13 protein-coding genes are annotated in these 24,562 nt (G+C 73.4%); 7 read left to right on the forward strand and 6 right to left on the reverse strand.

Going from position 1 to position 24,562, the window contains the following annotated elements:
• Window positions 1-54 precede the first annotated feature (54 nt).
• From ACFRQN_RS27630 to ACFRQN_RS27650, 5 genes are all read right to left on the reverse strand, one after another.
• A complete protein-coding gene (locus ACFRQN_RS27630) occupies window positions 55-783 on the reverse strand; it encodes a nicotinamide riboside transporter PnuC (RefSeq protein ID WP_380742852.1) in 729 nt (242 codons plus the stop codon).
• A gap of 213 nt (window positions 784-996) precedes the next feature.
• On the reverse strand, window positions 997-1,422 hold the full coding sequence (locus ACFRQN_RS27635) for a riboflavin kinase (protein WP_380742854.1): 426 nt from the start codon (window positions 1,420-1,422) through the stop codon (window positions 997-999).
• Window positions 1,415-1,960: a flavin reductase family protein gene (locus ACFRQN_RS27640; protein WP_380742856.1), complete on the reverse strand. Its 546-nt coding sequence runs from the start codon at window positions 1,958-1,960 to the stop codon at window positions 1,415-1,417. Before ACFRQN_RS27640 ends, ACFRQN_RS27635 begins: the two co-directional genes overlap by 8 nt.
• Before the next feature lie 35 nt (window positions 1,961-1,995).
• The gene (locus ACFRQN_RS27645; RefSeq protein WP_380742858.1) at window positions 1,996-3,342 is read right to left on the reverse strand and encodes an NtaA/DmoA family FMN-dependent monooxygenase; all 1,347 of its coding nucleotides are present in this window, start codon (window positions 3,340-3,342) and stop codon (window positions 1,996-1,998) included.
• Window positions 3,343-3,417: 75 nt separating this feature from the next.
• A complete protein-coding gene (locus tag ACFRQN_RS27650) occupies window positions 3,418-4,398 on the reverse strand; it encodes a ribokinase (RefSeq protein ID WP_380742860.1) in 981 nt (326 codons plus the stop codon).
• 125 nt (window positions 4,399-4,523) lie between these two features.
• On the opposite strand from ACFRQN_RS27650, the gene ACFRQN_RS27655 reads away from it, so the two are divergent.
• Window positions 4,524-5,516: a LacI family DNA-binding transcriptional regulator gene (locus ACFRQN_RS27655; protein ID WP_074006038.1), complete on the forward strand. Its 993-nt coding sequence runs from the start codon at window positions 4,524-4,526 to the stop codon at window positions 5,514-5,516.
• A gap of 88 nt (window positions 5,517-5,604) precedes the next feature.
• Here the strand turns inward: ACFRQN_RS27655 and ACFRQN_RS27660 are convergent, their stop codons facing one another.
• Complete coding sequence (locus ACFRQN_RS27660) at window positions 5,605-6,951, reverse strand: MFS transporter (protein ID WP_049651517.1); 1,347 nt, start codon at window positions 6,949-6,951, stop codon at window positions 5,605-5,607.
• Between the two features lie 953 nt (window positions 6,952-7,904).
• Here ACFRQN_RS27660 and ACFRQN_RS27665 point away from each other — a divergent pair.
• The 6 genes from ACFRQN_RS27665 (at window position 7,905) to ACFRQN_RS27690 (ending at window position 24,523) form a co-directional block, all read left to right on the forward strand.
• A complete protein-coding gene (locus ACFRQN_RS27665) occupies window positions 7,905-13,925 on the forward strand; it encodes an acyltransferase domain-containing protein (RefSeq protein ID WP_380742862.1) in 6,021 nt (2,006 codons plus the stop codon).
• The gene (locus ACFRQN_RS27670; protein WP_380742864.1) at window positions 13,922-15,751 is read left to right on the forward strand and encodes an amino acid adenylation domain-containing protein; all 1,830 of its coding nucleotides are present in this window, start codon (window positions 13,922-13,924) and stop codon (window positions 15,749-15,751) included. Before ACFRQN_RS27665 ends, ACFRQN_RS27670 begins: the two co-directional genes overlap by 4 nt.
• A 51-nt stretch (window positions 15,752-15,802) precedes the next feature.
• A complete protein-coding gene (locus ACFRQN_RS27675) occupies window positions 15,803-17,584 on the forward strand; it encodes a beta-ketoacyl synthase N-terminal-like domain-containing protein (protein WP_380742866.1) in 1,782 nt (593 codons plus the stop codon).
• Window positions 17,585-17,586: 2 nt separating this feature from the next.
• Window positions 17,587-18,819 (forward strand): cytochrome P450, encoded by a 1,233-nt coding sequence (locus ACFRQN_RS27680; RefSeq protein WP_380742868.1) that lies wholly within the window; start codon window positions 17,587-17,589, stop codon window positions 18,817-18,819.
• Complete coding sequence (locus ACFRQN_RS27685) at window positions 18,816-19,508, forward strand: formyltransferase family protein (RefSeq protein ID WP_049651695.1); 693 nt, start codon at window positions 18,816-18,818, stop codon at window positions 19,506-19,508. The genes ACFRQN_RS27680 and ACFRQN_RS27685 overlap by 4 nt, the downstream gene beginning before the upstream one ends.
• Before the next feature lie 644 nt (window positions 19,509-20,152).
• Window positions 20,153-24,523: a LamG-like jellyroll fold domain-containing protein gene (locus ACFRQN_RS27690; RefSeq protein WP_380742870.1), complete on the forward strand. Its 4,371-nt coding sequence runs from the start codon at window positions 20,153-20,155 to the stop codon at window positions 24,521-24,523.
• Window positions 24,524-24,562 lie beyond the last annotated feature (39 nt).

A 24,562-nucleotide genomic window follows, 5' to 3' on the forward strand; every position in this document is an offset into this window, starting at 1 on the left:
CCCCGTGAGGTGCGACCCGGGCCGGGCAGTCGCGTACAGGTTCATGACGAATCATCAGTTGGTATTGGTGACCCGGGAGTTGGAGCCTTCACCCGCGCGGCCTTCGTCCCGGCCCTCGACCAGGACGGCGGGCTCCAGCGGCGAGGCGATCTCCTGCGGCCTGCTGCGGGACGCCCAGTCGCGGATGCCGAGCACCACCATCACGAAGAAGATCCCGTAGACGATGCCGGAGAAGTACAGCTCGGAGTGGACCGCGAGCGGCACGCCCACCAGGTCGACGGCCAGCCAGACGAACCAGAACTCCACGTAGCGGCGGGCCTGGCTGTACATGGCGAGGATCGAGCCGACGAAGATCCAGGCGTCCGCGAGGACCATCCACCACGGCGCCCCGGGGTAGAACGAGGCGTCCGTCCCCTTCAGCACCGCGCCGAACGCGGCCGTCCCCGCCACCATCGCGGCCGCCAGCACGGCGCGTTCCTGCCATGACGCCCAGCGGACGTTGATGGTGCCTTCCTGCTCGCGGCTGCGCTTCCAGGTCGCCCAGCCCCAGGAGGCCGAGACGATGATGACGATCTGCCGGGCGGCGTTGCCGCCGAGGTGCACGTTCAGGCTGGCGATCAGCAGCAGCACCGAGCCGAGGATCTGCACCGGCCAGGCCACCAGCGAGCGCCGCAGGGCGAGCCAGACGGTGGCGAGCGCCAGGATGTTGCCCAGGAAGTCGGACCAGTAGACGGGGAGGCCGAAGAAGTCGAACTGCTCGTTCAACCAGTGGAACGCGCTCATGACTCACACCTTTGTTCGTGCGGAGCGAGGTGGGGGAAGGGGCGGTCGGCCCCGCCGAAGCGGGGGGTGCGGGGCCGACCGGGCTCGTGGCGCGGGACGCGGGGTCGCGGGGGAAGCGGGGGCGCGCGCCGGGCAGGTGAAGGACGGTGCGAAGAGGTGGTGCGGGCGGATCAGAAGAGAACGGTTCCGGAGAGGCGCTTCAGGAGAGGCGCTTCAGGAGAGGACGGCGAGCACGTGCCGTCCGTGCTCGGAGTCCAGCAGGGCCTCGGAGCGGCGGACGTCCTCCCGGGCGGCAAGCAGCAGCTCGTCGACGGAGGCGAACCGCTCGGTGCCCCGGATCCGGGCGACGAACCAGAGCTCGACGCGCTCGCCGTACAGGTCGCCCGGGGTGTCGTGGCAGTACACCTCGGTGTGGATCTCGGAGGTGTCGCAGAAGGTGGGGTTGGTGCCGACGCTGATCGTCGCGCGGTGCACGGTGCCGCTCGCACGGCGGGCCAGCCAGCCGCTGTAGATCGCGGGCGGCAGGGCGGGTGTGCCGGGGTCGGGGGCGATGTTGGCGGTGGGGAAGCCCAGCCCCCTCCCCCGGCCGGCACCGTGCACCACGGTGCCGGACAGGGGGGCCGTCGGGGTGTCAGCCATGGGGGGTGAGCTCACGGAACTGGCTGGTGTGGAAGACCAGCGGCTCCACTCCGGGGAACAGCTCGACGGTGAGCAGTTCCAGCAGGACGATCTCGTGGTCGCCGCCGTCGTACACCGCGTGCGTCCGGGCGGTCAGCCAGAGCGCCGCGTCGTGGATCAGCACCGCGCCGTCCGGCGTGGCCTGCCAGCCGGTGCCGTCGAAGCGGTCGCCCGCGCGGGAGGCGAGCCGCCGGCAGAGCGCGCCCTGGCCGCGGCTGAGCACGCTCAGCCCCAGCTCCGGAGCCTCCGTCAGCCGGGGCCAGGTGGTGGAGGTGCGGGCCACGCTGACCGCGACCATCGGCGGCTCCAGCGAGATCGACACGAAGGAGCTGACCGCGAGCCCGACCGGTTCGCCGTCGCGCAGCGCGCCGAGCGCGACCACCCCGGTGGGGTAGGCCCCGAACGCCTGGCGCAGCGCCGCGCCGTCCAGCTCCGTACTGTTCGGCTGCTCCGCGGCGGTCGCCGCGGCCGCGGTCGGGTGGTGGGCGGGAGTGACCATGGTCGTCGCCGTCCTCTCGTCGCCGGTGCGGGGGGTCAGTGCCGGTACCGCGCGGCCGGGTGGCTGGCCGGCAGCGCCCGGTCGGACGCGCCGGTCAGCCGCTCGCGCAGCGACTCGCCCTGCGCGTACTCGCCGCGGAAGACGCCGCGGGCGCGCAGGATCGGCAGCACCGACTCGACGAACTCGACGGTGGAGGCGGGCTGGACGGTCGGCGAGAGCAGGAAGCCGTCCAGGTCGGCGCCCTCCGCCAGGGCGCAGATCTCGTCGGCGATCTCCTCGGCGGTGCCGACCACCGGGCGGGCGCCGACGCCGTGGGTGTGCCAGTCGGCGAGCACGTCGCCGACGGTCTTGTCGGCGAACCGGGCGACCTGGGTCTGCGACATCTCGGTGGACAGCTCCGCCATCGGGGTGTCCGGCGCGTACGAGGACAGGTCGAGGCCGGTGAACATGGCGTAGCTGGCGACGGTGACCTCCGGGCGCTGGGCGTCCAGGACGCGCTGCCAGCGGCGTTCGGCGTCGGCGGTGGTGGCACCGATCACGCAGGAGAACGCCGACATCACCTTGACCTCGTCGGCGCCGCGGCCGGCCCGGACGGCCTCCTCGCGGATCGCCGCGGTGTGCCCGGCGAGCTGTTGGACGGTGCCGCTGCCGACGAACATGCACTCGCCGTGCCGCCCGCCGACGCGGCGCCCGGCCGGGGAGGCGCCGGCCTGGAACAGCACCGGGGTGCCCTGCGGGGAGCGGGCGGTGTTGCCGTAGCCCTGCGAGCGGAAGTACGGGCCGTCGTGCTCGACCAGGTGGACCTTGGCCGGGTCGGCGAAGCGGCCGGCCTTGTCCTTCTCCAGGGCGTCGGGCTCCCAGGAGCCCTCCCAGTACTTGTAGACCAGGTCGAGGAAGTCCTCGGCCATCCGGTACCGGTCGTCGTGCGCCACCATGTCCATCCCGAAGGCCTTGACGGCGGTGTCGGCGGTGCCGGTGGTGACGATGTTCCAGCCGAGCCGGCCGCCGGAGAGCTGGTCCAGGGTGGCGAGTCGGCGGGCGAAGGCGTACGGCGGCTCGACCAGCACCGAGCCGGTCACCACCAGGCCGAGGTCGGTGGTGCTGGCCAGCAGGGCCGAGGCGATCACGAACGGGTCCAGGCGCGGCAGGTCGAGGGTCTCCTCGGTGGCGATCGGCGGGCGCACCCCGCCGATCTCCGACCAGCCCCAGGCGTCGGCCAGGAACAGGAAGTCAAGCTTGGCGTCCTCGCAGATCCGCGCGATGTCGCGCCAGTACCCGAGGGTGTCGAACAGGTGCCGGCGGCTGTCGGGGTGGCGCCAGGTGGCGGTGCCGCTCGCGTTGGTCTGGGCGTTCTCGAACAGTCCGAGCTTGAGGTTGCGCATGGGGTGTTCTCCGTTGAACTGGTGGTGCGGGGGAACCGGGGTGCTGAGCGGACCGGGCGTGGGGGCCGGGGACCGTCAGGGTGCTACGGGAACGGCGGGGGCGTCGAGGACCGCGCTGGTCGCGTCGGGGAGCGGGGCGGGTGCGCCGAGGGGGCCGGCGGCCGCGTCGAGCTGCGCCGCGGAGGGCATGGCGGACTGGGCTCCGAGCCCGGTGACGGCCAACGAGGCCGCGCGGACGGCCCGTTCGGCGGCGGCGAGCAGGTCGGCGCCCCGGGCGAGGGAGTCGGCGAGGGCTCCGCAGAAGGTGTCGCCGGCGCCGACGGTGTCGACGGCGTCCACGACGGGGGCCGGCAGGTGCACGGCGGGACGGCCGGGCTGTTTGACCAGCGCCCCGTCCGCGCCGAGCGTCACCACGACCGCCCGGCAGGGCAGGGCGGCCCGCTCCAGCAGTTCGCGCGCCCCGTCGGGGCCGGCGGGCGGCTCCGCGCCGAGCAGGGTGGCGAGTTCGCCGAGGTTGGGGACGAGGACGTCGACGGCGGCGAGCACCTCCGGGGCGACCGGGCGGGCCGGGGCCGGGTTGAGGACGACGGTGCCGCCCTGCTCCCGGGCCCGCAGCACGGCGGCGGCGACCACCTCGGCGGAGATCTCGTGCTGCACCAGGACCACCTCGCCCGCGGACCGGGCCAGCCGCTGCGGCAGGTCCGCGACGGACAGTTCGGCGTTGGCGCCCGGGTTGACCACGATGGTGTTCTCGCCGGCCCGGTCGACCACCACCGAGGCGATCCCGGTGGTGCTCTCGGGTGCCGGGCGCACCGCCCCGACGTCCACTCCTTCGGCGGCGAGCGCCCGCAGGATGGCGTCGGCGTCCGGGCCGACCCGGGCGACCATCCGCACCCGCGAGCCGAGCCGGGCCGCCGCGACGGCCTGGTTGGCGCCCTTGCCGCCGACGCCCTCCACGAAGCCCCGCGCGAGCACGGTCTCGCCGGGTCGCGGCAGGTCCTCGACGGTCAGGACGAGGTCGCGGTTGATCGAACCGACGACGGTGATGGGCGGCATCTGCACTCCTTGGGAGATCGATCTCCCACACTGTGGACCAGGCCCCCGGAACCGTCAAGTACCCTCGTGCTGCGTATTCCGCGAGCTCAGCCGAGCCCGTTCCCGACCGCGAAGGACCGCCCCACGTGACAGCGCCCCGACTCCTCGACGTGGCCGCGGCCGCCGGTGTCTCCCGCGCGACCGCCTCACGCGTCCTGGCCGGCACCCAGCGCAACGTCGACCCCGAACTCGCCCGCCGCGTCGAGGAGGCCGCCCGGCACCTCGGCTACCGCACCAACCACTCCGCCCGGGCGCTGCGCACCGGCACCACGGGCACCATCGGCGTGGTCGTCCCCTCGCTCGCCAACCCGTACTTCGTCCAGCTCGCCGACGCCCTCGCCCAGCAAGTCCGCGCCGCCGGCGGGCAGTTGGTGGTCTCCGACGCCGCCAACGACACCGCCGTCGAGGCCGAGCAGATCGAGACCCTGCTCGGCGGCCGGGTCGACGGGCTGCTCGTCGTCCCGGTCTCCGCCGGCGCGTCCGGCCCCGCCGTCCGGGCCGCCGCCCAGCGCACCCCGGTCGTCCTGTTCGACCGCTGGGCCACCGGCTCCGGCACCGTGGCCGTCACCCTCGACAACACCGCCGCGATGCGGCTGCTCCTCGACCACCTCGAAGGCCTCGGCCGCCACCGGATCGCCCTGGTCGCCGCCGACCAGGCGTCCTCCTCCGGCGCGGAGCGCCTCGCCGCCTTCACCGGGGCCCGCGGCGCCGACGCCACCACCGTCCTGCTGCCCAGCTTCACCACCGACGCCGGGCGCACCGCGGGCCGCCGGATCGCCGAGCGGCACGCCGGGATCGACGCCGTGGTCTGCGGGGCGGACGTCCTCGCGGTGGGGCTGGTCAGCACCCTGCAGCGCTCGGCGATCCCCGTCCCCGGCCGGATCGCCGTCACCGGCTTCGACGACACCGAGATGCTCGAACTCCTCGACCCGCCCATCACCTCGATCCGCCACCCGCTCACCGCCATGGCCGAGCGCGCCCTGACCCTCCTTCAGTCCCCGGCCCGTGAACGGTCGGAGCGGGTGGAGCGCTTCGCGCCGCAGCTGGTGGTGCGCTCCTCCACGGACGCGAACGCCTGAGCGGGCGGGAGGCGGCCCCGGTGTGCGGCGCGCACCCCGGGGCCGCCTCCCGGCGGGCCGCTCCGGCCCTCGACCGGGCGGGGACCCCTCAGGCCTTCCGCCGCACCGCGATGACGGCCGCGCCCAGCACGCAGGCGACGGCGGCGGTGACGTAGGCGAGGTGGTAGCCGCCGAGCTGGTCCGAGCTGGTCCCCGCGACCAGGACCATCACCGCCACGCCCGCGCTGGCGCCGATCTGCTGCGTCACGACGTTCACCGCGCCCGCGACGGCGTGCTGCTGCTCCGGGACGCCGGAGAGCCCGGCCGTGGTCATCGAGGGGAAGTTCAGCCCCTGGCCGATGCCGCTGACCACCAGGCCGGGCAGCACGTGCAGCACGTAGTTCCCGTCCTGCGGCGTGCCCAGCCACAGCCCGGTGCCGACGCCGATCAGGACCAGGCCGACGGCCATCAGCGTCCGCGGGGAGTACGTGGCCAGCAGCCGGCCGGTGACGAAGTTGGCGGTGAGGAACACCGCCAGGGACATCGGCACCAGCGCCAGGCCGGACTCGGAGGGCGAGTAGTGCAGCATCCCCTGGAGGTACAGCGGGGCGAAGAACAGCATCCCGATCGAGCCCGTGTACTGGAGGAACGCCGACAGGCTCGCGTCCCGCACCGAGGCGATCCGGAAGAGGCCGAGCGGGAGCACCGGGTCGGCGGTGCGGTGCTCCCGGACGACGAACAGCACCAGGGAGACCGCCGCGGCGGCCAGGACGGTCCACGCCGTCGCACCACTGCTGCTCACGCCGACCACGAGCAGGGTGAGGCCGAGGGTGCCGGTGATCGCGCCGGGCAGGTCCAGCCGGCCGCGGTGACCGGCGCCGTCGGGAAGTCCGACGCGGGTCGCGGCCAGCACGCCGACCCCGATCAGCACCGAGAACCAGAGCACCGAACGCCAGCCGAAGAACTGGGTCAGGACGCCGCCCAGCAGCACCCCGCCGCTGAAGCTCACGGCCCCGACGGCCGTGTACACGCTGATCGCCCGGTTGCGGGCCGGGCCGACCGGGAAGAGCGCGGTGAGCAGGCCCAGCGCGGCCGGCCCCGACAGGGCGGCGCCGATCCCCTGGACGGCGCGCGCGCCCAGCAGCGTCACGGTGTTCGGGGCCACCGCCCCGACCAGCGCGGACACGGTGAACAGGGCGACGCCGACCTCGAACACCCGCCGCCGCCCGAGGACGTCGGCCAGCCGGCCGCCCACCAGCAGGAAGCCGGCGAAGGTGACGGCGTAGGCGGTCATCACCCACTGGAGCGTGGTCTCCCCCAGGTCGAAGCGCTCTCCGACGGACGGCAGGGCGGCGTTGAGCACGCCGAGACCGCTCACGTCCAGGGCGAACGCCCCGGCCAGCACGCCGAGCGCCAGCCCCGGCCGACGGGCCGACTCGACCACGGTGGCGGTCATGCGGGCCCGCCCGGGAGCTCGCGGCCGAGCGCACGGCGCCGCGGGAGGGGCCTTACTAAGGAGCTGTCGGCACTGGCTGACGATGCATCAAGATTCTCAACTGCCATGCGGTCAGCTTGCATTGATCGCTCATCCGCTGTCCACCCCGCCCGGCGCGCATGGTACCGGCAGTCGGCCCTTCCCCAGGTCATTCGATTTCCGTCGACCTCTACCCGACGGCGGCACCCATCACACATTCGTACATCTGTCGCATCGAGGAGATCGAATCGGACACTTTGTCGATCAAATCCCGCCAGCGCTTCATCCGGCCGTCGAAATACGCGATCCTTGAATCGATGAACGCGTAGTCGACACATCTCTCCGCACCCCGAGGGCGGATGAACATACCCGCGCTGCGGAATTCTCAGCAGCGGAAGTGGCCGGCAGCCCGACCGGCAGGAGCCGAACGCGTCGGCCAGAATTCCACAGTGTGCCGCTGATCAGTGAGCCGCTGAACGGCGACCACTCAAGCACCCCCGAAGACCCGACCCTCACCCCGTCCTGCCGCGCCGCGCGGTCGGCACCCCGAGTCCTTCCTCCTGTCGCGAGAGGAGCAGCGCTGCCCGACCGCACGTCCATGCATGTCATGTACAGACCTACTACCGTGCCGGCAGGCTGACCGGCGCTGCCCCGACGCCGCCCACCCTCCACTCCGCCCCGACCGCTTTTCGTTCGCTCCACCGGATTTCCCGTTCACTTCACCGGACTTCCCGTTCACGTCGAGCGCGAACTCCGGAAACACCGGCACCGTCCGCTCGCCGCCCCGCCGATTCCGCGACGGCCCCCGGCGCGGAGGACGGATCCCGCCGTGCCCCGCCCCCCTGCTCCCGGCTGCCCTGAAATCGGCGTCCCCCCCGACCGGCCGGCCGCGAAGCCCCGTCCTCCATTCCATCCGCCCTGCTGAGGGAGTCGCCATGCCCCACGAGCGCGCAGCGCGAGACATCACCGACGTCACGGATTTCCTGCTGTCCCGCTTCGCCGAGCTGTCGGACGTGTCCGCGGCCTCGGTGGACCTCCGGGCGCCCATGCACCGGTACGGGCTGGACTCGTTGAAGTCGGTGAACCTCGCGGCCTCCCTGTCCGAGTACCTCGGCTGGCAGGTCCCGGCCACCTGGATGTGGCAGTACCCGACCCTGGACGGACTGGCCCGCGCCCTCGTCGACGGCCCGCGCGCCGCCGGGCCCGCCCCCGGCGCCGAGCGCCGCAAGCCCGCGCACGAGCCGGTCGCGGTCGTGGGCATCGGCTGCCGCTTCCCCGGCGGACCGGACCCGTCCTCGTTCTGGCGGCTGCTGGTCGAGGGCGGCGACGCCGTCGGACCGGTGCCGGCCGCCCGCCGCGAGCTGCTGGGCGACCGGGTGCGCTGGGGCGGGTTCATCGACGGCATCGACCGGTTCGACCCGCTGTTCTTCGGCATCTCGCCCCGCGAGGCCGTCCAGATGGACCCGCAGCAGCGCCTCGTCCTGGAGCTGTGCTGGGAGGCGCTGGAGGACGCGGGCATCGCGCCGGACAGCCTCGTCGGCACCGACACCGGCGTGTTCATGGCCTCCTGCTGGAACGACTACGCCGCGCTGGCGCACTACCGCGGCCCCGACGCCCAGATCACCCCGCACACCGCGACCGGCATCCACGACGGCATCATCGCCAACCGCGTCTCCTACGTCCTCGGCCTCCAGGGCCCCAGCATGGCGATCGACGCCGCCTGCGCCGGATCCCTGGTCTCGGTACACGTGGGGTGCCAGTCGATCCAGCTGGGCGAGAGCGACCTGGTGCTGGCCGGCGGCGTCAACCTCAGCTTCGTCCCCGACTACTACACCGCCATGGACCAGCTGGGCGCGATCTCCCCCGACGGCCGCTGCAAGACCTTCGACGCCCGGGCCAACGGCACCACCCGCGGCGAGGGCGCCGGCGTCGTCGTGCTCGCCCCGCTGAGCGTGGCACTGGAGCGCGACCTGCCGGTGTACTGCCTCATCAAGGGCAGCTCCTCCAACAACGACGGTCCCAGCAACGGGATGACGGCGCCCAACCCGCAGGCGCAGGAGAAGATGCTCCGCACCGCGTACCAGCGGGCGGGCATCGCGCCGGACCTCGTCGACTACATCGAGTGCCACGGCACCGCGACTCCCCTCGGCGACCCGATCGAGGCCAACGCCGTCGGCGCGGTCCTGGGCGGCGCCGACCGCGCGGCGCCGCTGAGGATCGGCTCCGTCAAGTCCAACGTCGGGCACCTGGAGGCGGCGGCCGGCATCGTCGGCCTGGCCAAGCTCGCGCTGTCGCTGCGCAACGGCGTCCTGCCGCCGAGCCTGCACTACAGCGCACCCAACCCGCAGATCCTGTTCGACGCGTACAACCTCACCGTCCAGGACCGGCTGACGCCGTGGCCGCGCCGCTCCGACGCCCGCCGGGGCGGCGTCAGCTCCTTCGGCTTCGGCGGCGCGATCTGCCACATCGCCGTCGAGGAACTGCCGCGCCCCGAGGCCTCGCTGCTGCTGCTGGCCGCGGACTCCCCCGCGGAGCTGGCCGAGCGGGCCCTGGAGTCGCGGGACGCGACCGACCTGCGCGCGCTCTGCCGCCGCACGCCCGGCGACGGCCCGTTCCGGCTCGCGGCCACCGCCCGCGACATGGCCGAACTCCGCAGCAGCCTGGACGCCTTCGCCGCCGGCACCACGGCCCCCGGCCTGAGCGTCGGGGAGGTCGGGGAGCGGCCCGGCCGGCCGCGGGTGGCGTTCCTGTTCTCCGGCAACGGCTCGCAGTGGGTCGGCATGGGCCGCCAACTGCTCGCCGGCCGGCCCGAGTTCCGCCGCTCCATGACGAGGTCCGACCGGCGGATGCGGGAGCTGCTGGGCTTCTCGCTCGTGGAACAGCTGATCGACCCGGACGGCCGCCTCGACGACATGGACGTCTTCCAGCCGCTTCTGTTCTCGCTCCAGGTCGCGCTGGCCGAGACCTGGCGCTCGCTGGGCGTGGAGCCGGACGTCGTGGTGGGGCAGAGCGTCGGCGAGTTCGCCGCCGCGCACATCGCCGGCGCGCTCGACTTCGAGGACGCCTCCCGGCTGGCCGCCCACCACGGCCGGCTCCTCCAGCAGCTGGCCGTCGGCCGCGGCGAGGGCATCGTGGTGATGACCCCCGCGGACGAGGTCAGGCCGCACCTGACCGGCGGGCTCACCCTCTCCGGCCACAACGGCCTGAGCTCCACCCTGGTCACCGGCACCCCGCAGGAGATCGACGACCTCGTCCGGCGGCTGACCGACGCCGGCGTCGTCAACCACCGGGTGCGGATGGGCCACGCCCCGCACTCGCCGCTGGTCGACCACGTCCTCGCCCCGCTGAAGGCCGAGCTGGACGGCATCAGGCCGCGCACCGCCCGCGTCCCGATGATCTCGACGGTCACCGGCGAGCCGGTCGACGGCGCGGAGCTCGGGCCGGACTACTGGGCGGACAACCTGCGCCGGGAGATCCGGGTGGTCGACGCCCTGACCAGGCTGCGCGACCACGACGTCGACGCGGTGGTCGAACTCAGCCCCCACCCCCTGCTGCTCAAGTCGGTGTCGGAGATCCTGCCGGCCGTCACCACCCTGCCCTCGCTGCGGCGCGGCGCCGACGAGGCCGCCACCCTGCTCGGCTCGCTCGGCGCCCTCTACGCGGCCGGACTCCCCGGCGCCGCCCACCCCTTCCTCGCGGGCGACCGCGGACGGCACGCCGCGCCGGGCGGCGGCGAGGCCGCGGCGGCCGACCGGGTGCACCTGGTCCCCGTCACGGCCCGGACCGCGGACGCGCTGGCCGACACCTGCCGCGCGCTGTCCAACCACGTCGAACGCGACCCGGCCCTGCGGGTCTCCGACCTCGCCTACACCCTCGCCGCCCGGCGCACCCACCACGCCCACCGGATCGCGCTGTTCGCCCGCGACCGGCAGGACGTCCTGGACGGGCTCGCCCGGATCGCCGACGGCCGGCCGCACCCCGACGCCGTCACCGGCACGGTCTCCGGCACCGCCGACCGGCGGGTGGCGCTGGTGTTCTCCGGCACCGGCACCCACTGGGCCGGCATGGGCCGCGAACTGCTGCGCTCGCACGCCGGCTTCCGGCGGTGGATGCACGCCTGCGACGACGCCGTGCGCGCGGCCGGCGGCGGCTCGGTGCTCGACCGGCTCACCGCCCCGGACGGGCAGGCCCGGTACGAGGAACTGGACGTCCAGCAGCCGGTGCTGTTCGCCCTCCAGGTCTCGCTGGCGAAGGTCTGGCTCGGACTCGGCGTCGAGCCGGCCGCCGTGATCGGGCACAGCCTGGGCGAGGTCGCGGCCGCCTGCGTGGCCGGCGCGCTGTCCCTGGAGGACGCCGCCAAGGTCGTGGTCGCCCGCTCGCAGCTGCTCGAACACGAGGCCGCCGCGGGCGCGATGCTCTCGGTCGACCTGCCGGAGCCGGAGCTGCTGCCCCGGCTCGCCGCCTACGCCGGGCAGGCGGCCGTCGCGGCCGTCAACAGCCCCACCAGCACGGTGGTCTCCGGCCCGCGCGAGGCCCTCGACGCCCTGGCAGCCGACCTCGGCCGGGACGGGATCCCGGCCAGGAGGCTCCGGGTCGAACGGCCGATGCACAGCCCCGGCATGGACGCGCTGACCGGCCCGCTGCGTGAACGCCTCAAGGACATCACCCCGCTGACGCCCGGCATCGACTTCCACTCCACCGCCCTGGCCGGCGCGGTGAACCCGGTCGTCGACGCCGACTACTGGGTGCGCAACCTGCGCGACCGGGTCCGGTTCGCCGAGACGACCGCCGCGCTCGTCGACCGGGGCGTCTCCACCTTCATCGAGATCGGCCCGCACGAGACGCTGCGCGGCGCGGTCGAGGAGACCGGGCTGTCCCGGGGCGTCCGGGTGCACGCGGTCAACTCGATGCGGCGCGGGGAGAGCGACCTCCGCTGCCTGCTGGGCGCCGCCGCCGAACTGTTCGTCAGGGGCCTGCCGCTGACCTTCGACCCGCTGTTCGGCGACGACGTCGAGGTGGTGGAGACCCCGCTCGTCCAGTGGCAGAAGGAGCGCTACTGGATCGACTCCGAGCCCCGCCGCGAGCCCGCCCCGGCCGCCCAGGTCGCCGCCGTCGCCGAACCGGTCGCGGCGCAGCCCGCGCAGGCCCCCGTGGCGGAGCGGCCGGTGGCGGAGGTCGTCCTCGCCGAACTCGCCGACGCGCTGGGCGTACCGGCGGGCCGGTTCGACGCCGGCGCCGGCCTGCGCGACTTCGGCCTCGACTCGATGCTCGCGATCCGCCTCGTCAACCGGATGCAGGCGGTCCTCGGGCACCGGGTCTCGCCGGTGGTGTTCCTGGACGGGCGCTCCATCGCCGAGGTGGTCGGCCACTTCGTCGGGCTCGCCGACGGACCGGCCGCTCCCGCCCCCGCCCCGCAGCCGCCCCAGGCGGTCCAGGCGCCCACGCCCACGCCCACGCCCACGCCCGAGCCGGCGCGGTCCTTCCTGGAGGACCTGTCCGAACTGGACGCCGAGGAGCTGCTGGAGGAGCTGGACGCGCGCGGCCTGCTGGAGGCCACCGACGCGCCGGCGCCGGAGCAGCTGCGCGCCGACGGCCTCGGCCTCGAACTGGCGCCGGCCTCGCACGGCCAGGCCTCACTCTGGTTCATGCAGATGATCGCGCCGGACGCCGTGCCCTACAACTACATGGTGACCGCCCGGATCCGGACGGCGGTCGACGAGGACGCCCTGGAGCGCGCCGTCCTGGCCGTGCTCGACCGGCACCCCGCGCTGCGCACCCTCTACGTGGAGGCGGGCGGCCGCCCGTACCAGGTCGTCCTGGACGAGCCGGTGTACGAGTTCCTCGTGGTGGACACCGCCGACCTGGACGACGAGGAGGCCCGCGAGGAACTGGCCCGGTACGGGCACGAGCCGCTGGACATGGACAACGGTCCGCTGGTGCGGGTCGTCCTGATGCGGCGCGGTCCGTCCGACCACTTCCTGATGGTGCTGGTCCACCACATCGCCTCGGACGCGGCCTCGGCCGACATCATGATCCGCGAGCTCCAGGAGTTCTACGAGGGCGCCGACCCGGCCGGCCGCACGCCGGTCGCCCCGTACACCGAGTTCGTCGAGTGGGAGCGGCAGTGGCTGGCCGGGCCGGCCGCGGAGGCGGCGCTGGACTGGTGGTCGGAGAAGCTCGCCGACCCGCCCGCCCACCTGGACCTGTCCAGCAAGGAGCGGCCGCCGGGCGTCACCTACGAGGGCCGCGACCTCGCGTTCCGCTGGAGCGCCGAGGAGACCCGCCTGCTGCGGGAGTTCGCGGTGCGCGAGGGCGTGTCGATCAGCACCGTCGTGCTGGCCGGGTTCTTCGCCACGCTCAACCGCGCGGCCGGGACGGAGGACTCGGTGCTGGCCACCGCGATCGCCCAACGGGCCGAGCCCGGCTGGGAGTCCGCGATCGGCTACTACCTCAACACCGTGCTGGTCCGGGCGAACCCCGCCGGCGACCGCAGCTTCCGCGAGCTGCTGCGCGAGGTCCACGCCTTCTCGCTCGGCCTCCTGGAGCACATGAACTACCCCCTCGACCTGCTGGCCGCCCAGCTGAAGCCGCCGCGCGCCGAGGGCCGCTCCCCGTGGTTCGACGTGGTGGTGAACTGGCTCTCCTCGGACGCCTTCCCCCGCTCCGTCAAGCTCTTCCACGGCGTCGGCGAGACGCTCTCCCCGAACGCCGCGCTGCCGCTCGAACCGCTCCAGGTGCGCAGGCACCTCGCCAAGTTCGACCTGGAGATCTCGATGGCCGACATCGACGGCCGGGTGGCCGGCCACGTCCAGTTCAAACCGGGCTACCTGGAGAGGCAGACCGTGACGGCCCTGCTCGCGCTGTACCGCACCGTGCTCTTCGACTCGATCGCCCGACCCGACCAGGCCCTCGGCGACATCGCGCCGGCCGGCCTCCCCAAGGAGACAGAGCAGTGACCGAAACCCTGCACTCCGAGTTCATCGCCCAGGCGGTCAAGAACCCCGACGCGACCGCGGTCTACTCCGACGCCGGCGTGCTGACCTACGGCGAGCTGAACGAGCGGTCCCGCGAGCTGGCCGAGCGGCTCCTCGCCGACGGCGCGGGCCCGGGCGTCCCGGTCGGGATCTGCGTCGAGCGCACCCCCGACCTGCTCGTCGCCGTCCTGGCGGCCCTGCGCACCGGCTCCTGCTACCTGCCGCTGGACCCGAACTACCCCGCCGACCGGCTGGCCTTCATGGTCCGGGACAGCGGGACCCGGCTGCTGCTCACCACGCCCGCCTCCCGGGCCAGTTGCCCGCCCGGCCCGACCGTGGTCGTGCTCGGCGGGACCACGGCCACCGAGCCCGGCGCCGAGCCCGTGGCGGTCGTGCCCGAGGACACCGCGTACGTCATCTACACCTCGGGCTCCACCGGCAGGCCCAAGGGCGTGGCCGTCCGGCACGCCGGCGCCGTGGCGATGCTCGCCGAGATGGACCGGGTCCTGGAGGGCTGCGACCTGAGCGGCGTCTCGGCGGCCAGCTCGGTCTGCTTCGACCTGTCCGTGATGGAGGTCTTCAACGCGCTGTGCCGCGGCGGCGCCGTCGTGCTCGTCGAGAGCGCCGTCCACCTGACGGAGAGCCGGTACGCGGACCGGATCACCCACCTGTCCGTCGTCCCGTCGGTCATGAACGGCCTGCTCGACGCCGGCGCCCTGCCCCCGAACGTGCGGTCGATCGTCTTCGGCGGCGAGGCGCTGCGCCGCAAGCTGGCCGACCGGGCCTACCGGGAGACGGGCGCCACCCGGGTGTTCAACGCCTACGGCCCCACCGAGGGCACCGTCTTCTGCTCGTTCGGGCTGGTGCCCGAGGACGGGACGGACGAGCCGACCATCGGCCCGCCGACCACCACCGACCTGGTCTACGTGCTCGACGACGAGCTGCGGCCGCTCCCGGCCGGCGAGTCCGGCGAGCTCTACCTCGGCGGCGTCGGCCTCGCGCACGGCTACGTCAACCGGCCCGGCACCACCGCCGAGCGGTTCGTGCCGGACCCGTTCCGCGACGGCGAGCGGATGTACCGCACCGGGGACGTCGTCAGGTTCACCGAGGACGGCGAACTCCGGTTCCTCGGCCGCTCCGACCACCAGGTCAAGCTGCGCGGCTACCGGATCGAGCTGGAGGAGGTCGAGGCCCGGCTGACCGGCTGCCCCGAGGTCCGGGAGGCCGCCGCCGCCGTCCGGGGCAACCGGCTGGTCGGCTACGTCGTCCCCGCCGGCGAGGGCGCACCGCAGGACGGCCCCCGGCTGGACCCGGCCCTCCAGGGCGCGATCACCGGCCGGCTCGCCGCCGAGGTGCCCGACTACCTGGTGCCCGCGACGCTCGTCTTCCTGCCCGCCCTCCCGCTGGGCCCGGGCGGCAAGCTCGACCGCGACGCGCTGCCCGAGCCGCCGGCCGCCGGCACCGACGGGCCCCGGTCGGCCGCCGGCACGCCGACCGAGGTGGCGCTGGCGGAGATCTGGGGCGAGCTGCTCGACCTCGATCCGTCGGGCATCGACGTGCAGTCCGCCTTCTACGACCTCGGCGGCGACTCGCTGCTGCTGATCCGTCTCGCCCGGCTGATGACCCGTCGCTTCGACCGCCGCGTCCGGGTGCCCGACCTCTTCAGCTTCCGCGACATCGCCTCCCTCGCCCGCTGGCTCGACGACGACAGCGGCGCCACCCCCGAGGTGGTCGAGTCGGCCCGCCAGCGCGCCGGCGCCCGCCGCGCCGCCCTGCGCGGCCGCGGCGCCGGCGGCACCGGCCGATAGCCACCCGAGTCACCTCCACCCGACACGAAGCACACGAAGCAGGAGCCTTCCATGACCGACAGCCCCGAGCAGGAGTACGACCCGGGTGACGTGGCCGTCATCGGCATGTCCCTGCGGGCGCCCGGCGCCCGCACCAAGGAGCAGTTCTGGGACGTCCTCGTCCACGGCCGGGAGACCGTGTCGTTCCTGGCCAAGGAGGACATCCACGTCGACGAGACCCTGATCCACAACCCGTCCTACGTCCGGGCCTGCGGCGTCCTCGACACGTACGACAGGTTCGACCCGTCGGTGTTCGGCATCAGCGACCGGATGGCCGCCGCGATGACCCCGGAGAACCGGCTCTACCTGGAGAGCGCCTGGGAGTCCCTCGAGGACGGCGGCTACGACCCGGACCGGCTCACCGCCGAGATCGGCATGTACGGCGCCAACAACCCGCAGACCGCCGCGCTCTACAGCTCCCCGCCGGACCGGGCGTCGGTCGGCCCCGAGGCGATCGAGGCCAGCCTGGCGTGGTCGCCGGACAGCATGACCTCCAACGCCCTGTACTACATGGGGCTCACCGGCGAGGCCGTCACGGTCGCCGCCGTCTGCGCGGGCTTCCACTACGCGGTGCACCTGGCCTGCCAGTCGCTGCTGCTCGGCCAGAGCGACATGGCGATCGCCGGCGGCGCGATGGTCCGCCTGCCGCACCCGCGCGGGCACCTGTGGGAGGAGAACCGCATCCTGTCGAAGGACGGCCACTGCCGTCCGTTCGACGCCAACGGCACCGGCAGCGCGCTGTCCAGCGGTGTCGTCACCCTGCTGCTGAAGCCGCTCGGCCGGGCCGTCGCCGACCGCGACCACGTCTACGCCGTCGTCCGGGGCTCCGCCGTCAACAACAACGGCGTCAGCGCGATGGCGTACGGCCTGGCCCAGCCCGAGCGGCTGAGCGCGTGCATCGCCGCGGCGATGGAGGTGGGCGGCGTCAGCCCGGACACCGTGTCCATGTACGAGGCCAACGGCCTCGGCCTGCCGGTGACCGACGAGCTCGAAGTCCACGCGGCGACCATGGCGTTCGGGAAGCGGACCGCGACCGCCTCGATCGGCGGGGTCAAGGGCAACGTGGGCCACGGCGGCGTGGTGTCCGGCGGCTTCGGTACGGTCAAGGCCGCGCTGGCGCTGTACCACCGGACGCTCCCGGCCACCATCAACCTGACCGAGGTCAACCAGGACCTCGACTTCCCCAGCACCCCCTTCGTCCCGCAGATCGAGGGCGCGGCCTGGGAGCCGGAGGCCGGCATCCGCCGCGCGGGCATCACCTCCCTCGGCGGCGGCGGCTACAACGCCCACCTGGTGCTGGAGGAGCCGCCGGCACCGGCCGGACGCGCCCCCGAGGAGGCGGGCCGCCCCCGGCTGGCCACCCTGTCCGCGATGGACGACGACGCGCTGGCCCGTCAGCGCACCCGGCTCCGGGAGTGGCTGGAGGCCCGCCCGGAACTGCGCCTGGACGACGTCTGCTTCACCCTCAACCTCGGCCGCAAGGTGATGGGCCGCCGCTGGGCGGCCGTGGTCCGCAGCCGCGAGGAGCTGATCGCGGCGCTGTCCGACGACGCCCGCGGCCCGGCCACCTCGACCGCCGCCGCCCCGCGCACGGACCCGGGTTCCTTCTCCCGCACCGACGACGGGATCGTGCCGTCCGGCCAGGACGCGCCGGCCCTGACCGACCTGGCCGCCGCCTGGGTGACCGGCCTCCAGGTGGACTTCGACGCCCTGCACCGGGACGGGGCCGGCCGCCGCGTGCCGCTGCCCGCCTACCCCTTCCAGCCCCGCCGGTTCTGGCGGACGGACTGGTAGGCATGAGCACACCGGCACTGGACACCGTGGACCTGGGCGACCCGGCCACCTTCGCCGACCACGACCTCGACGGGTTCTGGCGCACCCTGCGGGACACCGCGCCGATGCACTGGAACCCGCCGGTCGACGGCCGCCGGGGGTTCTGGGTGCTCTCCCGCTACGACGACATCATGGCCACCTACCGGGACAACGTGAACTTCACGTCCCAGCGCGGCAACGTGCTCGTCACCCTCCTGGAGGGCGGCGACGCCGGGGCCGGCCGGATGCTGGCCGTCACCGACGGGCCCCGGCACCTGGAGCTGCGCAAGATCCTCCAGCGCGTGCTCTCGCCGCGGGTGCTCGACGAGGTCGCGCGGACCGTCCGGGTCAACACCCGGCAGTGGATCCGCGAGGCCGTCGGCTCCGGCGGCTGCGACTTCGCGGAGCGGATCGCCTCGCGGATCCCGATGACCACCATCTCCAACCTGCTCGGCGTCCCCGAGCGGGACCGGGACTACCTGCTCAGCCTCACCAAGACCGCGCTGTCCGCGGACGACGAGGACGTCGACGAGGTCGACTCCGAGATGGCCCGCAACGAGATCCTGATGTACTTCATGGACATCGTCGAGGAGCGGCGCGAGGCACCCGGCGACGACGTGATCAGCATGCTGATCGGCAGCGCCGTCGACGGTGTGCCGCTGTCCGACGAGGACGTCGTGCTCAACTGCTACAGCCTGATCATCGGGGGCGACGAGACCAGCCGGCTGACGATGATCGACTGCGTCCGCACCCTCGCGGCCCACCCCGAGCAGTGGCGCCGGCTCAAGCGGGGCGAGGTCGCGATCGAGACGGCCGTGGACGAGGTGCTGCGCTGGGCGTCGCCCACCATGCACTTCGGGCGCAGCGTCGAGCGGGAGACCGAACTCCACGGCGTACGGCTGCGGCCGGGCGACATCGTCACGCTCTGGCACGCCTCCGGCAACCGGGACGAACGGGTCTTCGCCCGGCCCGGGGAGTTCGACCTCGGCCGCACCCCCAACAAGCACCTGGCCTTCGGCTACGGCCCGCACTTCTGCGTCGGCTCGTACCTGGCCAAGGTGGAGATCGCCGAACTGCTCAAGGCCCTGCGGGACTTCACCCTCGGGTTCGAGCAGACCGAGGAGGCGCTGCCGATCCGGTCCAACTTCCTGACCGGGTTCTCCACCATGCCGGTGCGCTTCACGCCCGACCACTCCGGACTGAGAGAGTGCGGATGAACATCTACATGTCAGGACAGGGGGCGTTCGCGGTCCAGGTCGCGGAAGCCCTCCTGGACAAGGGGCACAAGATCGTCGGCGCGGCCGCGCCCCGGCTGCGCAAGGGCAGGACCGACGAGAGCGACGCGATGTCCTGGGACCGCCTGCGCGCCTGGGCGTTCCCCCGGGACATCCCCTGGACGGACTCGCTCGAACTGCGGGCGATGCACATCCCGGACGGGGTGGACGTCATCCTCGCCGCGCACTCGCACGCCTTCCTCGGCCGGCGGACCCGCGCCCGGGCCGGCCTCGCCACCATCGGCTACCACCCCAGCCTGCTGCCGCTGCACCGCGGCCGGGACGCGATCCGGTGGACCATCCGCGACGGCGACAAGGTGACGGGCGGGAGCGTCTACCACCTCACCGAGCGCACCGACGGCGGCCCGCTCGCCGCCCAGGAGCACCTGCTCGTGCCCCCGGGCTCGACCGCCCAGAGCCTGTGGCGCGACCACCTGGCGCCGCTCGGCGTGCGACTGCTGCTCAAGGTGGTCGACGACCTCGCCGCCGACCGGCGGATCGAGGTGCCCCAGGACGAGAAACTGGCGACCTGGGAGCCCGCGATGGACACCCAGCCGCTGTTCAAGCCCGAGCTCATCGCCCTGCCGGGCAGCGTCCGGGTCGACGGCAGCGCGCGGGCGCTGCACGAGTGAGGGCCGTGTAGCGCCGCGACGGCCGAATTGCCGCGATCAACTCCTCAGGTGCCCCCGGGTGTTCGATACTCCGGGGGCACCTCTGTGCTTTCGGAAAGCCGGAGTTGGCAATTCTTCTGCCCATTTCCCCGACAACTCGACTGCGGTGAAGCCTGGTTATCCGACCTGACGGCCAGCCAGCAGGAATCGGATTTCCCGCGCCGAACCTCGCAAGAACGACCTTTCGGATCCCGGGAACCGTACGGCCCCGCCGAGCGTCCCGCCTCGCACCCGCCCCCCGGATCCTGCCGCGATACCCGTGGTGACCAGCGGAGATTGCCCGACGGAGCGTCGTCGATCCGGCGGCCGGAGCGGCGCCCCGGTGCCGTGCGTCACCGTTCGCGACCGCCGGACGTGCCTCGGAGGCAGGCCCGCGACTGCCCCTCGTGGCGTGATTTGCCTCACACCCGAGTGGTCGGTTCATCCGTTTTCACCCGAGCTGCCCCCCGTCTGACAGGGCCGCAGCAAGGGCTCTTTTCTCACGCATTTCTGATGAAGCGTTGACAGCTCTTTTAGGTGTCCATAAAGATCCGCTCAAACTTCGCCCACATTCCGGAAGTCGGAGCTTACGCACAGTGAGAACAGCAGCAAGACGGTCGGGCAGCATGCTCGCCGCGGCACTCGCCGCGGTCGCGCTCGCCGCGACCGCGGTGGTGCCCGCCGCCGCCGCCGGAGGGACACCTCCCCCCGGCGTGACGGAGCCCCAGGACACCGCCGAGACCCTGGCCGTCCAGGAGGCCGCCCGCACCGGCCAGCCGGTCGAGGTGCTCGCCAAGCGCGGCGAGACCAGCGACACCGTCGCCCAGCCCGACGGCAAGCTGAAGACCACCACCTACGTCCAGCCCAAGCGGGTGCGCAAGAACGGCGCCTGGGTCGACCTCGACCCCACCCTCCGGACGCTGCCCGGCGGCGCGATCGCCCCCAAGGGCTCCACCGCCGACCTGACGTTCTCCGGCGGCGGCACCGCACCGCTGGTCACCATGGCCCGGGCCGGCAAGGAGCTGAAGCTCAGCTGGCCCAAGCCCCTGCCCAAGCCGACCGTCAACGGCGCGACCGCCGAGTACGCGTCGATCCTGCCGGACGTCGACCTGAAGCTGTCCGCCACCAAGACCGGGTTCACCCAGGTCATCGTGGTGCACACCGCCGAGGCCGCCAAGAACCCCGAGCTGGACCAGCTCCGGCTCGGCCTCCAGGGCAACGGCCTGACGGTCAGCCAGGAGGCGGACGGCACCCTCAAGGCCAAGGACCCCTCCGGCGGCGGCACCGTCTTCGAGGCGCCCGTCCCGGTGATGTGGGACTCCTCCAAGCCGGCCGGCGCCGCGCCCGCTCCGAGTGCCCCGGCCGCCGCACCTGCCGCGCCCGCCGCGCCGAAGGCGTTCAAGGCCGCCCCGCAGGCGGCACCGCAAGCCGAGGCCGCGGCCCCCGCCGCTCCCGCCGCTCCCGCGCCGACCGACCCGGCCGTCGCCGGCTACGGCGACCTGCCCGGCGAGGGCGCCAAGATGACCCGCCTCAAGGTCGAGCTGCCCAAGGACGCCCTGCTGCTCTCGCCCGACCAGGCGATGCTGGACGCCCCGGACACGGTCTACCCGGTGATGATCGACCCGGCGTGGAACACCCCGCACGCCGGCGACTGGGCGGGCGTCTCGCGCACCTACCCGAACCAGGCGTACTGGCACTTCACGTACAACAGCAGCTACGTCCACGACTGGGGCGTCGGCTACTGCGGCGACACCTCCCGCTGCGCGCCGACCGACGTGAAGCGCGCCTTCTTCCAGGTGTCCAACCCGTTCGTCGGCAAGCAGATCCTCGGCGCCACCTTCGGCACCTACGAGAGCTGGTCGTACTCCTGCGACGCCCGGCCCGTCGAGCTGTGGAGCACCGGCTACATCTCCCCCGGCCTGAACTGGAACGCCCAGAACGCCTCCGGGTTCTGGAGCCGCTACCTGCAGACCATCAACACCGCCAAGGGCTGGAGCGGCAACTGCCCCGGCGGCTGGCTGGAGTACGGCGAGACCGGCGCGGTGAAGAACCTCGTCCAGGACGCCGCCAACTGGGGCTGGCCGACCATCACCTTCGGTCTGAAGGCCCAGAACGAGGGCGACACCCTCGCCTGGAAGCGCTTCACCGACGACGCCTACCTGCAGGTGTACTACAACCTGCGGCCGAACCAGATCCCGATGTCCGACATGACGATGTCGCCGGGCTCGGTCTGCCAGTACCCGGGCATCAAGATCAACAAGATGCCGCAGGTCACCACCCGGGCCACCGACCCGGACGGCGAGGCCATCGGCGTGCAGTTCGCGGTCGGCTGGGACGACGGCACCGGTCTGCGCCGGCGCTGGTGGTCCACCGGCTCCGAGGACGCCGCACCGGGGGGCAACACCTTCAAGGCCTCCGGCTCGATCTTCTCCTGGCCGCTGCCGACCGACCTGCCGAAGAACCTCCAGCTCGACTGGGAGGCCCGCGCCTGGGACGGCGCGCAGTGGGGGCCGTGGTCCTCCGACGGTGACCCGACCGGCTGCTACTTCATCGTCGACACCTCCGCACCGGACGGCCCGGCGATCACCTCGGACGCCTACCCCGGCTCCAAGGACGCCACCGCGGCGCTCCCGTGGACCGACGGCGTCGGCAAGAGCGGCCAGTTCACCCTGAAGTCCGCCGCCACCGACGTGGTCAAGTACCAGTGGGGCCTGGACACCTCACCGTCCGCGGCGAACGAGGTCGCCACCAGCGGCGGCGCCGGCCAGACCGTCCGCATCCAGCCGCAGACCGCCGGCGTCCACTTCATCTCCGCCCGGGCCGTCGACGGCGCGGGCAACGCCTCCCAGCCCGAGACGTACTACTTCAACGTGCTCACCGGGCAGGCCCAGCGCACCGGCTGGTCGATGGACGACCCCAGCGGCACCAGCGTCACCGGCACCGGCGGCGGCTTCGAGGCCACCCTCGGCTCCGGCGCCACCGCGGGGGCCCCCGGCCACCTCGCCGAGGGCCTCGCCCTCGACGGCACCGCCAACGGCTACGCCGAGACCCAGGGCAACGTGCTGGACACCACCCGCGGCTTCGCCGTCTCCGCCTGGGTCAACCTCACCGGCGACACCACCCGCAACCGGGTCGCGGTCAGTGAGAACGGCAACTGGGCCGCCCGCTTCGCCCTCGGGCTGATGAACGGCAAGTGGACGATGTGGACCTCCACCCAGGACACCAACGCCGTCTACACCCTGGAGCCCGCGAGCTCGGACACCCCGGTCGTGCTCGGCCAGTGGACCCATCTGGTCGGCGTCTACGACCCGACCGCCAGGACCAGCACCCTGTACGTCAACGGCGTGCCCGGCACCCCGGTGGCCGTCACCGCCGCCTGGGACGCGCGCGGCCCGCTGGAGTTCGGCCGCTCCAAGTGGCACGGCAACTGGACCGACCCGTGGACGGGCTCGGTCGACGAGGTCCGGCTCTGGGACCGCTCCCTGAGCAAGGCCGAGGCCGCCGACGCGGCCGCCGACAAGCAGCTCGCCACCGGCCGTCCCGCGAAGGCGGTCTGGCACCTGGACGGCAGCTCCGCCAAGCCCGTCGGCACCACCGAGACCGACAACCTGACCGCCTACAACGGCGTCGCGCTCGGCCGCCCCGGCATCGCCGACAAGGCGATCCACCTGGACGGCGCGGACGACTACCTGCGCGGCACCCGCCCGCAGGTCGACGGCAGCCGGGACTTCTCGGTCTCCGCGTGGGTGAAGCTGCCCGCGCCGACGCCGGGCGACACCACCCCGAAGATGGCGGTCACCCAGATCGGCCAGCACAACAACGAGTTCTCGCTGTACTACTCGCCCTACTGGGGCCGCTGGATCTTCGGGCGCTACAAGGAGGACAGCTCCACCGACACCCTGGTGCGCACCTGGCAGGACGCCTGCACCGCGGGCAGCCAGATCAACGGCGTGCCGTGCTTCACCGGCACCACCGGTGAGTGGACCCACCTGCTGGGCGTCTCCGACACCGCCGCGAAGAAGCTGCGCTTCTACATCAACGGCTTCCTCGTCGGCCAGTCCGACTACACCCAGAACGCGCCGTGGGCCAACCCCGGCCCGATCCAGATCGGCGCCGTCAACCGCGAGGGCGTCAACGGCGAGTTCTTCGGCGGCGAGATCGACGACGTGCGGATCTACGACCGCGTCGTCACCGGCCCCGAGGCCGGCGCCATGGTCCAGCAGCGCCCGCAGCTGGCCGGCCGCTGGAAGCTCAACACCGCCACCAGCACCCCGGCCGATGCCCCGGCCGTCACCCCCGACGAGGGCCCGGCCAAGGCCGGCGCCCAGCTCGGCGGCGGCGCCTCGATCAAGGCCGACGGCGGCCTGTTCCAGACCCCCGGCACCCTGCTGCTGAACGGCTCCACCGGCTACGCGGCCACCGGCTCCGTCCCGCTGCACACCGGCCAGAGCTTCACCCTGGCCGGCTGGGCGAACACGGCGGGCGTCCCGACCCGGGACATGACGGTGCTGTCCGTGGCCGGCGCCAACAACAGCGCGGTCACCCTGCGCTGGCACCCCCTGGGCAACGACGCCAACGGCCAGCCGACCGGTCAGTGGCAGGCCGAGGTCCGCGACTCCGACGCCAACGGCGCGGCGCGCACCCTGACGACCCACACTCCGGCCACCTCCGTCATGGAGAACTGGACGCACCTGGCGGTCAGCTACGACGCCTTCGCGGACCGGCTCGCCCTGTACGTCAACGGCCAGGTCGAGAACCAGGGCTGCGCGGACGGTGACAGGACCTGCACCCCGCACATCTCCTGGACGGGCGCTCCTCAGCCCTACGAGGCGGGCGGCGGCGTGCAGTTCGGCCGTACCAGGGCGTCCGGCGCCTGGGGCGAGTACTTCTCCGGTGAGCTGGACGACGTCTGGCTGTACCAGGGCGTGCTGAGCCCCGCGCAGATCGCCAAGCTGGCCGACTACAACGTCGAGCTGGGCACCTCCACCGGCGTCTGATTCCCCAACCTTCCGTGGGCCGGGCGGCTTCCTGCCGCC

The sequence above is a fragment of the Kitasatospora sp. NPDC056800 genome, assembly GCF_042789775.1.
GTDB lineage: Bacteria > Actinomycetota > Actinomycetes > Streptomycetales > Streptomycetaceae > Kitasatospora.

What these genes read in the sequence shown, in the direction of transcription:
- ACFRQN_RS27635 (WP_380742854.1), bottom strand. Translation starts at nt 1,422, where the DNA reads ATGGCTGACACCCCGACGGCCCCCCTGTCCGGCACCGTGGTGCACGGT.
- ACFRQN_RS27660 (WP_049651517.1), bottom strand. Translation starts at nt 6,951, where the DNA reads ATGACCGCCACCGTGGTCGAGTCGGCCCGTCGGCCGGGGCTGGCGCTC.
- ACFRQN_RS27685 (WP_049651695.1), top strand. Translation starts at nt 18,816, where the DNA reads ATGAACATCTACATGTCAGGACAGGGGGCGTTCGCGGTCCAGGTCGCG.
- ACFRQN_RS27675 (WP_380742866.1), top strand. Translation starts at nt 15,803, where the DNA reads ATGACCGACAGCCCCGAGCAGGAGTACGACCCGGGTGACGTGGCCGTC.
- ACFRQN_RS27690 (WP_380742870.1), top strand. Translation starts at nt 20,153, where the DNA reads ATGCTCGCCGCGGCACTCGCCGCGGTCGCGCTCGCCGCGACCGCGGTG.
- ACFRQN_RS27645 (WP_380742858.1), bottom strand. Translation starts at nt 3,342, where the DNA reads ATGCGCAACCTCAAGCTCGGACTGTTCGAGAACGCCCAGACCAACGCG.
- ACFRQN_RS27680 (WP_380742868.1), top strand. Translation starts at nt 17,587, where the DNA reads ATGAGCACACCGGCACTGGACACCGTGGACCTGGGCGACCCGGCCACC.
- ACFRQN_RS27665 (WP_380742862.1), top strand. Translation starts at nt 7,905, where the DNA reads ATGCCCCACGAGCGCGCAGCGCGAGACATCACCGACGTCACGGATTTC.
- ACFRQN_RS27630 (WP_380742852.1), bottom strand. Translation starts at nt 783, where the DNA reads ATGAGCGCGTTCCACTGGTTGAACGAGCAGTTCGACTTCTTCGGCCTC.
- ACFRQN_RS27650 (WP_380742860.1), bottom strand. Translation starts at nt 4,398, where the DNA reads ATGCCGCCCATCACCGTCGTCGGTTCGATCAACCGCGACCTCGTCCTG.
- ACFRQN_RS27640 (WP_380742856.1), bottom strand. Translation starts at nt 1,960, where the DNA reads ATGGTCACTCCCGCCCACCACCCGACCGCGGCCGCGGCGACCGCCGCG.